Source organism: Tessaracoccus zhenghani (assembly GCF_055326325.1).
The window spans coordinates 1-8,944 of record NZ_JBUZNQ010000018.1 but is presented as its reverse complement, the minus strand read 5'-3'; the positions used below and the strand labels follow the sequence as shown (position 1 = coordinate 8,944).

10 protein-coding genes are annotated in these 8,944 nt (G+C 65.2%); 2 read left to right on the top strand and 8 right to left on the bottom strand.

The annotated features are described in order from the left end of the window. Positions 1 to 77 precede the first annotated feature (77 nt). A protein-coding gene (locus ACZK4S_RS15440; protein ID WP_463643408.1) for an IS5 family transposase occupies positions 78 to 981 on the top strand; the annotation gives its coding sequence in 2 pieces (ribosomal slippage) (positions 78 to 400 and positions 399 to 981; 906 coding nt in all). A gap of 200 nt (positions 982 to 1,181) precedes the next feature. On the opposite strand, the gene ACZK4S_RS15435 is transcribed toward ACZK4S_RS15440, so the two are convergent. The 6 genes from ACZK4S_RS15435 to ACZK4S_RS15410 form a co-directional block, all read right to left on the bottom strand. Continuing rightward, positions 1,182 to 1,601 carry a GlcG/HbpS family heme-binding protein gene (locus ACZK4S_RS15435; protein ID WP_042540859.1) on the bottom strand — a complete coding sequence of 140 codons (420 nt, stop codon included), beginning with the start codon at positions 1,599 to 1,601 and terminating at the stop codon, positions 1,182 to 1,184. A 133-nt stretch (positions 1,602 to 1,734) separates the two neighbouring features. After that, positions 1,735 to 2,454, bottom strand: coding sequence for an MIP/aquaporin family protein (locus ACZK4S_RS15430; RefSeq protein ID WP_345045600.1), 720 nt, complete (start codon positions 2,452 to 2,454; stop codon positions 1,735 to 1,737). Between the two features lie 191 nt (positions 2,455 to 2,645). Next, complete coding sequence (gene dhaK / locus ACZK4S_RS15425) at positions 2,646 to 3,641, bottom strand: dihydroxyacetone kinase subunit DhaK (protein WP_068751136.1); 996 nt, start codon at positions 3,639 to 3,641, stop codon at positions 2,646 to 2,648. A gap of 49 nt (positions 3,642 to 3,690) precedes the next feature. Beyond that, the gene (gene dhaL / locus ACZK4S_RS15420) at positions 3,691 to 4,332 is read right to left on the bottom strand and encodes a dihydroxyacetone kinase subunit DhaL (protein ID WP_463644863.1); all 642 of its coding nucleotides are present in this window, start codon (positions 4,330 to 4,332) and stop codon (positions 3,691 to 3,693) included. 18 nt (positions 4,333 to 4,350) lie between these two features. After that, positions 4,351 to 5,172: an HAD-IA family hydrolase gene (locus tag ACZK4S_RS15415; protein ID WP_463644862.1), complete on the bottom strand. Its 822-nt coding sequence runs from the start codon at positions 5,170 to 5,172 to the stop codon at positions 4,351 to 4,353. Continuing rightward, positions 5,121 to 5,999 carry a class II fructose-bisphosphate aldolase gene (locus ACZK4S_RS15410; RefSeq protein ID WP_463644861.1) on the bottom strand — a complete coding sequence of 293 codons (879 nt, stop codon included), beginning with the start codon at positions 5,997 to 5,999 and terminating at the stop codon, positions 5,121 to 5,123. The genes ACZK4S_RS15415 and ACZK4S_RS15410 overlap by 52 nt, the downstream gene beginning before the upstream one ends. Positions 6,000 to 6,147: 148 nt before the next feature. On the opposite strand from ACZK4S_RS15410, the gene ACZK4S_RS15405 reads away from it, so the two are divergent. Beyond that, positions 6,148 to 6,891 (top strand): GntR family transcriptional regulator, encoded by a 744-nt coding sequence (locus tag ACZK4S_RS15405; protein ID WP_463644859.1) that lies wholly within the window; start codon positions 6,148 to 6,150, stop codon positions 6,889 to 6,891. A 44-nt stretch (positions 6,892 to 6,935) separates the two neighbouring features. Here the strand turns inward: ACZK4S_RS15405 and ACZK4S_RS15400 are convergent, their stop codons facing one another. Together ACZK4S_RS15400 and ACZK4S_RS15395 are read right to left on the bottom strand one after the other, a co-directional pair. Further along, the gene (locus ACZK4S_RS15400; RefSeq protein ID WP_345045559.1) at positions 6,936 to 7,934 is read right to left on the bottom strand and encodes an IS481 family transposase; all 999 of its coding nucleotides are present in this window, start codon (positions 7,932 to 7,934) and stop codon (positions 6,936 to 6,938) included. Positions 7,935 to 7,963: 29 nt separating this feature from the next. Continuing rightward, a protein-coding gene (locus tag ACZK4S_RS15395; protein ID WP_463643408.1) for an IS5 family transposase occupies positions 7,964 to 8,867 on the bottom strand; the annotation gives its coding sequence in 2 pieces (ribosomal slippage) (positions 7,964 to 8,546 and positions 8,545 to 8,867; 906 coding nt in all). Positions 8,868 to 8,944 lie beyond the last annotated feature (77 nt).

Here is an 8,944-nt window from a genome sequence, read left to right as displayed (position 1 = left end):
CTAGGGCGTGTCTCCCATATGTTGAGTGAGGCTCGCGGCAGTCTGGTCGGGTGAGGTCGACGGGTTCGCGGTATCGGGTGTTCACGGATGAGCAGTGGGAGCGGATCGAGCCGCTGCTTCCCTCGAATGAGGGGCGCCGCGGTCACCCGTTCGGCGACAACCGTCGGGTCGTGGAGGGGATCGCGTACCGGTTCCGCACGGGGATCCCGTGGCGTGATCTGCCTCGCGACGAGTTCGGTCCGTGGCAGACGGTATGGAAGCGGCACCGTCGTTACGCCGGCGACGGCACCTGGGATCGGGTGCTGACGCGGATCCTCGCTGAGGCGGATGCGGCGGGGAAGATCGACTGGGCGGTGTCGGTGGACGCGACGATCGCGCGTGCGCATCAGCACGCGACGAACACGACCCGCCCGGAGCAGGACACAGGGGGCAGGATCGAATTACAGGAATCTGCCCTGGCAGGAGGTTGAACCGCCGGGGCACGGTATCGGCCGCTCCCGCGGCGGACTGACGACGAAGATCCACCAGGCCGTCGACGGCCACGGGCGGCCGTTGGCGATGATCGTCACCGGCGGTCAGCGCAACGATGGCGCGATGCTTGCCGAGGTGCTCGCGCAGATCCACGTCCCGCGGGCGGGCGCGGGACGCCCGCGCACCCGCCCTGATGCGGTGATCGCAGACCGTGCCTACGCGACCGGCGTGATCCGCAGCGAGCTGCGCCGCCGCGGGATCAAGGCCGTCATTCCCGACAAGCGCGATCAGGCCGCCGCACGGAAACGGCGCGGCAGCAACGGCGGCAGACCGCCCGGGCTCGACGCCGACGCCTACAGGGGCCGCAACGTCGTCGAGCGATTCTTCGCTCTCGCCAAGCAGTGGCGCGGCATCGCGACCCGGTACGACAAACTCGCCATCACCTACCGCGCCGGCGTCACCCTCAGCGCCATCCTGACCTGGCAACGGCTATTGGGAGACACGTCCTAGACGGTCCCGTCCAGTTTGCGAGCCGTTCCTCCAGTGTCGCCACCTGTCTCCCGCTTTCTTGTGTATCCCTCGTCGATGCGACGACCCGAAGTCACCGTAGTGTGTTCCGGAGGCGATCTCGCGTATTTGAGCAACTCCGTGAATGCAACCGGCGCCGATCCCGCGCAACAGGGATCGGCGCCAGCTCGTGCGGTCCGAAGTCAGAGCGCGGCGGCTCCGGCCTCAGCCACAGTCTGGTCTTCCTCGATGCTACCGGTGGACACTCCGATGGCTCCGACGATGACGCCGTCGCGGACCAGCGGAATGCCCCCGGGGAACACGACGATGCGGCCGCCGTGAGCGTCGTTGAGGCCGTACAGGTCGCCTGTCGGGCGCGTTGCCTCGGTGAGGTCCTTGGTCTGGGTCTGGAAAGCGATGGACGTGTACGCCTTGTTGATGGCGATGTGGATGCTGCCGATGTTCGCAGTATCCATCCGCACGTGTGCCTTGAGGTTGCCTCCGGCGTCGACGACGGCGATGTCCTGGGGCTGTCCGATCTCCTCAGCGCGCGCGATGGCGGCATCGATGACGCGGCGAGCGTCCTCAAGGGTGATGGTGTCCTGGATCTTGGGGTTCGACATGGTGTCTCCTCTTCATTGAAGGTCAGGTGTTGCGGGTGTTAGGCGTCGCGTGAGCGACGACTGGGGTGGAGCCTCGGCCGGCCCCGATGAAGGCCTGACAGACATGGGCCGGCCGAGGGGTTGAAAGTTCCCGTCAGGCGACGGGAAGCAGTGCGATGGAGAGCGCGGCGGCGAGCGCGCCTCCGATGAGCGGGCCGGCCACGGGCACCCAGGAGTACGCCCAGTCGGAGGTGCCCTTGCCCTTGATGGGGAGGATGGCGTGAATGATGCGAGGCCCGAGGTCGCGCGCGGGGTTGATGGCGTAACCGGTGGGGCCGCCGAGGCTGATACCGATACCGATGACCAGGAAGGCGACGGGCAGGGCGCCGAGTTCCGCGGGGGTGCCTCCATTGGTGAAGGCGAGGATGCCGAACACGAGGACGAACGTTCCGATGACCTCCGTGACGAGGTTGGAGCCGTAGGCACGGATGGCAGGACCGGTCGAGAAGACGCCGAGCTTCGTGGCGGGGTCGGGCTCTTCGTCGAAGTGGCGCCGGTATGTGATCCAGACCAGGAGCGCTCCGAGCATGGCACCGACGAGCTGAGCGGCAATGTAGACGAGGAACTGCACGAATGTGATGTTTCCGAGGATCAGCAGGGCGATGCTGACGGCCGGGTTGAGGTGCGAGCCCGAGGAGTACGATGCCGTGACTCCAGCGAAGACGGCGAGACCCCAGCCGATGCTGACCGCGAGGAATCCTGATCCGAGACCCTTGCTCTTGATGAGGGAGACGTTGGCGACGACTCCGCAACCCAGCAGAAGTAGCAGGGCCGTTCCGACCGTTTCGGAGAGGAAGATCAATCCGAGGTCCATGGTGTTTCCTTTCCGCGGACGTCTGCGTCCGCGCAGGTCAAACCACGCGCTCGGGTGCGCGTGGTCACAGCCGGTGGTGCGAGGGGGCGGCGCCCGGGTAGAAGGTGGAAGGTCAATCGCGGTCTACCCGGGCGCGCTCGGTACGGGACTGTGCGGCGCAGCGTGACCTACGCCGCACAGCGGGGGGCTGTTCAGAAGGTGCGGATCGGGATCTCCGCGGGAGCCTCGAGAAGTTCGCGAATCTCGTCGTCAAGCTTGACAAGCGTGATGGACGCGCCCGCCATGTCCAGCGAGGTGCAGTACTCGCCGACATAGCTACGGGTTGGGGTGATTCCCTGGGCCGCGAGCTTCTCGTGTGCGATGCCGTACAGAAGGTACAGCTCGCTGATGGGGGTGCCACCGAGACCGTTCACCATCAGCGCGACGTCATCGCCGCTGCTGTAGGGGATGTCGCTCACGATGGGCTCCAGAAGCAGGTCGACGATCTCGTTCGCCGGGACCCACTTCTGACGTGCACGGCCGGGCTCACCGTGGATACCGATGCCGACCTCGATCTCGTCGTCGCCGATCTCGAACAGCGGCTCACCCTTGGCGGGCGGGGTGCAGGCGGTGAGCGCCACGCCCATGGTGCGGGTGACGGCGTTGACCTTCTCGCCGATCCGGACGATCTCGTCGAGGTCCTTGCCGGCCTCAGCGGCAGCGCCGACGGCCTTGATGACGAAGAAGTTGCCGGCGACGCCGCGGCGACCGATGGTGTACAGCGAGTCCTTCACCGCGACGTCGTCGTCGATGAAGAGGGTGCGCACCTTGATGCCCTCTGCGGCAGCGAGCTCTTCTGCCATTTCGAATGCCATCTTGTCGCCGGTGTAGTTGTTCACCAGCAGCAGCACACCCTTGTCGCTCTTGACGCGGCGTGCGGCCTCGACGACGAAATCGGTGGGCGGGGCGGCGAACACGTCACCGGGGCAGGCGGCGTCCAGCATGCCCTTGCCGACAATCATCACGTGTGCGGGCTCGTGGCCGGAGCCGGAGCCCTGGATGATGGAGACCTTGTCGTTGTTGGGCGCATCGGCGCGGACGATGAGGTTGTACTTCGGGTCGTACGTGAGCGTGTCAGGGTTCGCCAGGGCCAGACCCTTCAGCATCTCCGGAACGAACGCCTTCGGGTCGTTGATGAACTTCTTCATTGTGTTCTCACTTCTTTGTGTCGGATGGGGGTGGAGGGAGGGTAAGTCGTTACCAGGTGTCGGCGATGCGCTCGGCGAGCACTGCCATCGCGATGGCGCCTGGGTCGGGGGAGCCGATGCTGCGCTCACCGGTGTAGGACGCGCGGCCTCGATGTGCCTCGAGCTTCGCGGTCTCTTCGGCGGCGGTGCGTGCGACCTCGGCTGCGTGCTGAGCGACGGCCTTGCCGTCCAGACCCTTATCGAGGTCCGCCTCGATGGCGTCGGTGAGCGGGACCAGAGCGTCGAGCAGCGTCTTGTCTCCGAGGGAGGCGCCGCCGCGCTTCATGATGCCCTCGACGGCCGAGCGAAGCATCGCGACCACATCGGCCGGGCTGACGTCGTTCTTGTCTTTCACGGAGATAGCGGCGCGCAGGAACGCGGTGCCCCAGATCGGGCCGGACGTGCCACCGATGCGGCCGGACATCGTTGTCGCAACCTTCTGGATGAAGGTGCTGAGATCCGACCGCTCGTACTCGTCCCATTCGGCGATGACGTTCTCGAATCCGCGAGCGAGCGAGTATCCGAAGTCGCCGTCGCCGGCGACGGCGTCCAGGTCGCTGAAGTACTTCTCGTTGTCGACGCACGTCTGTGCGATGAGCTTGATGACGCTCTCGACGCGGGCGGCGCCCGCCTGGCTGAAGGTGCTGCTCATGATGATCCTCGGGTTCGGTTATCGGGTGGTGAGGGCAGTGAGGGTGTCGAGGGTGACCTGGCCGGTCTCCTCGACGCCGCGCGGGTTGGAAAGGAAGTGTGCTGGCGTCTGCGGCTGGTCGCCCAGGCTGTCAACGACCAGTGCCGCCTCGGTGAAGTCCTCGTCGGCGGTGTAACTGGACACCGTCACGACCGTGGTGATGCCGGCCGCGGCGGCGGCCCGCAGCCCGTTCTGGCTGTCTTCGATGACCACAGCGTCCGCCGCGTCGACACCGAGGTCCCGCAGAGCGAGCAGGTAGATGTCCGGTGCCGGCTTCTTCGCCGGGACCACGTCTCCCGCGTAGATACGGAACCAGGAGGCGGACTCTGCACCGACCGCATGTTCCAGCACGGCGCGCACCGATTCTTCGGCGGACGTGGATGCGACAGCGAGCAGCCATCCTGCGTCGTGTGCAGCAGCGACGATTCGGGCGATTCCGGGCCGCCCCGGCATCTCACCAGCTCGAACCTTCGCTGTATAGCGGTCGGTCTTGAAGCGGTGCCACCGCTTGACGAGCTCGATCTGTGCAGCTTCGTCGGTGGGCAAGTTCGCCGACGCAATGAAGTCGCTGGTGAGAAGCGAGGCGAGACGCTCCTTGCCGCCGCCGATTCGTACCTTCTCGGCATAGTCCTCCTCGGACCAGTGCACGGGAAGGTTGAAATGCGCGAAGGTGTCGTTGAAGGCGGGCAGGTGACCATCGCGCTCGGTGTCTGCGAGCACTCCGTCGCAGTCGAAGATCAGGGCGCGAGTCACGGCTTGGCGGCCTTCGCCTTGGCTGCCGTGCCATCGGAGCCGAACCATTCGATGTGGTCACCGATGACGCTGGTGACAGCATCACCGATGGCAGTCATCAACTTCGGCGGATCCCAATGGTTGTTGGCGCGCGCCCAATCGAGATGCTCCGCCGATGCCTGCATGTACGCGTGCTTGACGGCTGTGGAGATGTTGATCTTGGAGACGCCATTGTTGATGAAGGCGCGGAAGTCGGCCGGCTCAAGGCCGGTTCCTCCGTGAAGAACAATTCCCTTGTCCGTGAGGTGCGCGAGTTCGCGGGCGCGCTCAGGGAGAAGGGTCGGCTTGGACGTGAACAGGCCGTGGCTCGTGCCCAACTGCGGGGCGAGCAGGTCAGCGCCGGTGCGCTCCGCGATGGCTGCGAGCTGGTCGACGGTATACGCGTGGTGGGCTTCGTCGCTGCCGACTCCGTCTTCGACCCCGAGGATGTTCTCGATCTCGGATTCGACGTCGACGCCCGCTGCGTGAGCCTCCTTGACGACTTCCGTCGTCTCACGCTCTGCGTCAGCAAGATCACGGTCAGAAGCATCGAAGAGAACCGATGACCACCCGGCGGCAATGACGTCAGAGAGGACAGAACGGTCCGGGCAGTGATCCAAGTGGAGCGCGACCGGCACGGATGTGTGCCGCGTGAGCGCCTGGAAAAGGCTCGTGATGAAAGCGGTCCCCGAGGTGCGAACAGTCTTTGTCGAGATCTGGACAATCAGAGGCGAGTCCTTCTCCTCGGCTGCGGCGATGACCGCGCGCATGCTGATCTCGTCGAAGACGTTCACAGCGGGAACCGCGTATCCGTGCTTCCGCGCTCCCGTCGTGAGACGACGAGTTGATACGGCCATAGTCCGATCTCACTTCCTTGTGTCAGGCTCTGCCTCAGCGAGCTCCGGCCAGAACATCCTTCGTTCCGGTCCTCGTGGTCCAGAGTACATGGCTATACAACTCTATACAAGAGGGACTAGGTAAGATCATGTGGAAAGTTTTGGAGGCATGAAGATGACGGACATGATTCAGCGCGACTCAGCGACGCCGATCTATCAGCAGCTCGAGGACATCTTTCACGCGAAGATCGCCAGTGGTGAGTGGGCACCCGAGCAGCGCATCCCGTCGGAGAACGAGCTGAACCGGGAGTACAGCCTGAGCCGCATGACGATTCGTGGTGTGCTCAACAAACTGGCGGGTGATGGTCTGCTCATCCGCGTTGCCGGCAAGGGCACGTTTGTCGCCCCGCAAAAGATCAACGCGGTCTCTCCTGCATACAAAGGAATCCGTGAGCAGCTCGAAGCGCTCGGGTACGACATCGCGACGACGTTGATTTCTACGGAGCGCGTTCCCGCGCCGACGAGAGTGCGTGAGCACCTGAATCTGCCGGCGGGCGCCGAGGTCATCGCCATCATACGACTGCGGACGGTAGACGGGAAGCCTCTGAGCATCCACCGCTCCTTCGTGCCAGCGAGCCTCGCGCCGGGACTGGATCAGCTGGATGTCGTCAACGAGCAGCTGTGCGTGGTTCTCGAAGACAAATTCAATCTGTCGATGAAGAGCGTCTCCGAAGATCTGGAAGTCATCGCCGTCGAAGGAACCGACGCCAATCTGCTGGAGCTGCGCAAGGGCGACCCGGCACTGCTGTTGACGGATGTCATCACGGACCCGGCAGGGACGGCCTTTGAGTACTCGACCATCGTCTTCCGCGGCGATACGGTGCGGCTGAAGTTCGATTACAAGCGTGAGTGAGCCCGCCGTGGTGGATGACTCGGGGTCCACCACGGCGGGTCCGCCTAGGTGTGATGTCCAGGCAGGTTGTTGATTCTGCTGACGGGCGCGGCTCCGACTGCGGAGTGGTGCCTGTGATGATTGTAGAAGTGCAGCCAGCCGGGTAGCGCGTCTCGGCGTTCAGATTCGGATCCGTAGAAGCGTGCGTAGGCGCAGCCGTCGGCGAGGGTGTGGTGGAAACGCTCGATCTTGCCATTGGTCTGTGGACGAGGACGATAGGGGCGGGTGCGTTTGTGTCGGACGCCGCGCATGACGCAGGCATCGCGCCATGCGTAGGAGCGATAGGCCGACCCGTTGTCGGATAAGACACACTCGACGGTGACGCCGCGGTCTGCGAACCAGGCGACGGCGCGTGTGAGGACGCCGATCGCCGTGTCGGCTTTCTCGTCGGTGCAGATCTCGGCGTAGGCAACGCGGGAGTAGTCATCGATGACGGTGTGCACGAATGCGGTGCCGATGTTCGGGTGACCTTTGCCGGTTCTTCCCGTGCGCAGTGCCGTCGTTGCCTTGTGCTTGTCCCCTTGCTGCTTGCCGACGAACCGCCAGCCACCGCCGTCGGGGATGTTGCCGAACTTCGTCACGTCGACGTGGACCATCGCCCCGGGATGGGGATGCTCATATCGGCGGATCGGTTCGCCGGTGACCCGATCGATGCGACTGAGTCGGTTGATACGGTAGCGCACCAGCACCGCATGAACAGTCGAGGCCGGGAGGCCGAGTTCTCCGGCGATCTGTGCCGAGCCGAGCCTGCGTCGCGACCGTGCTTTCACGATCCGTTTGACCAGCTCAGGAGGCGTCTTGGTAGGCATCGAACGCGGCCGGCTGGACCTGTCGATCATCCCCGCAGCCCCCTCGGCGCGAAACCTCGCCGCCCACTTGCGTGCCGTAGGCGGCGAGGTCATGAACATCTTCGCCGCGAAAGTGGCAGACCAATGCTCTTCGACGATGAGCTTTGCCAGCCGCAAACGAGCGCGCGGGGTCAGAGCAGCGTTAGCGTGGGACACGAAGGCCTCCTGTGTTGTGTGAGCGGTTTCTAGGACGTGTCTCCCAATAGCCGTTGCCAGGTCAGGATGGCGCTGAGGGTGACGCCGGCGCGGTAGGTGATGGCGAGTTTGTCGTACCGGGTCGCGATGCCGCGCCACTGCTTGGCGAGAGCGAAGAATCGCTCGACGACGTTGCGGCCCCTGTAGGCGTCGGCGTCGAGCCCGGGCGGTCTGCCGCCGTTGCTGCCGCGCCGTTTCCGTGCGGCGGCCTGATCGCGCTTGTCGGGAATGACGGCCTTGATCCCGCGGCGGCGCAGCTCGCTGCGGATCACGCCGGTCGCGTAGGCACGGTCTGCGATCACCGCATCAGGGCGGGTGCGCGGGCGTCCCGCGCCCGCCCGCGGGACGTGGATCTGCGCGAGCACCTCGGCAAGCATCGCGCCATCGTTGCGCTGACCGCCGGTGACGATCATCGCCAACGGCCGCCCGTGGCCGTCGACGGCCTGGTGGATCTTCGTCGTCAGTCCGCCGCGGGAGCGGCCGATACCGTGCCCCGGCGGTTCAACCTCCTGCCAGGGCAGATTCCTGTAATTCGATCCTGCCCCCTGTGTCCTGCTCCGGGCGGGTCGTGTTCGTCGCGTGCTGATGCGCACGCGCGATCGTCGCGTCCACCGACACCGCCCAGTCGATCTTCCCCGCCGCATCCGCCTCAGCGAGGATCCGCGTCAGCACCCGATCCCAGGTGCCGTCGCCGGCGTAACGACGGTGCCGCTTCCATACCGTCTGCCACGGACCGAACTCGTCGCGAGGCAGATCACGCCACGGGATCCCCGTGCGGAACCGGTACGCGATCCCCTCCACGACCCGACGGTTGTCGCCGAACGGGTGACCGCGGCGCCCCTCATTCGAGGGAAGCAGCGGCTCGATCCGCTCCCACTGCTCATCCGTGAACACCCGATACCGCGAACCCGTCGACCTCACCCGACCAGACTGCCGCGAGCCTCACTCAACATATGGGAGACACGCCCTAG

Excerpts from the sequence above, each read along its gene's own strand:
- dhaL (WP_463644863.1), bottom strand. The coding sequence starts at position 4,332 with ATGAGCAGCACCTTCAGCCAGGCGGGCGCCGCCCGCGTCGAGAGCGTC.
- ACZK4S_RS15415 (WP_463644862.1), bottom strand. The coding sequence starts at position 5,172 with ATGGTTCGGCTCCGATGGCACGGCAGCCAAGGCGAAGGCCGCCAAGCC.
- ACZK4S_RS15405 (WP_463644859.1), top strand. The coding sequence starts at position 6,148 with ATGAAGATGACGGACATGATTCAGCGCGACTCAGCGACGCCGATCTAT.
- ACZK4S_RS15430 (WP_345045600.1), bottom strand. The coding sequence starts at position 2,454 with ATGGACCTCGGATTGATCTTCCTCTCCGAAACGGTCGGAACGGCCCTG.
- dhaK (WP_068751136.1), bottom strand. The coding sequence starts at position 3,641 with ATGAAGAAGTTCATCAACGACCCGAAGGCGTTCGTTCCGGAGATGCTG.
- ACZK4S_RS15435 (WP_042540859.1), bottom strand. The coding sequence starts at position 1,601 with ATGTCGAACCCCAAGATCCAGGACACCATCACCCTTGAGGACGCTCGC.
- ACZK4S_RS15410 (WP_463644861.1), bottom strand. The coding sequence starts at position 5,999 with ATGGCCGTATCAACTCGTCGTCTCACGACGGGAGCGCGGAAGCACGGA.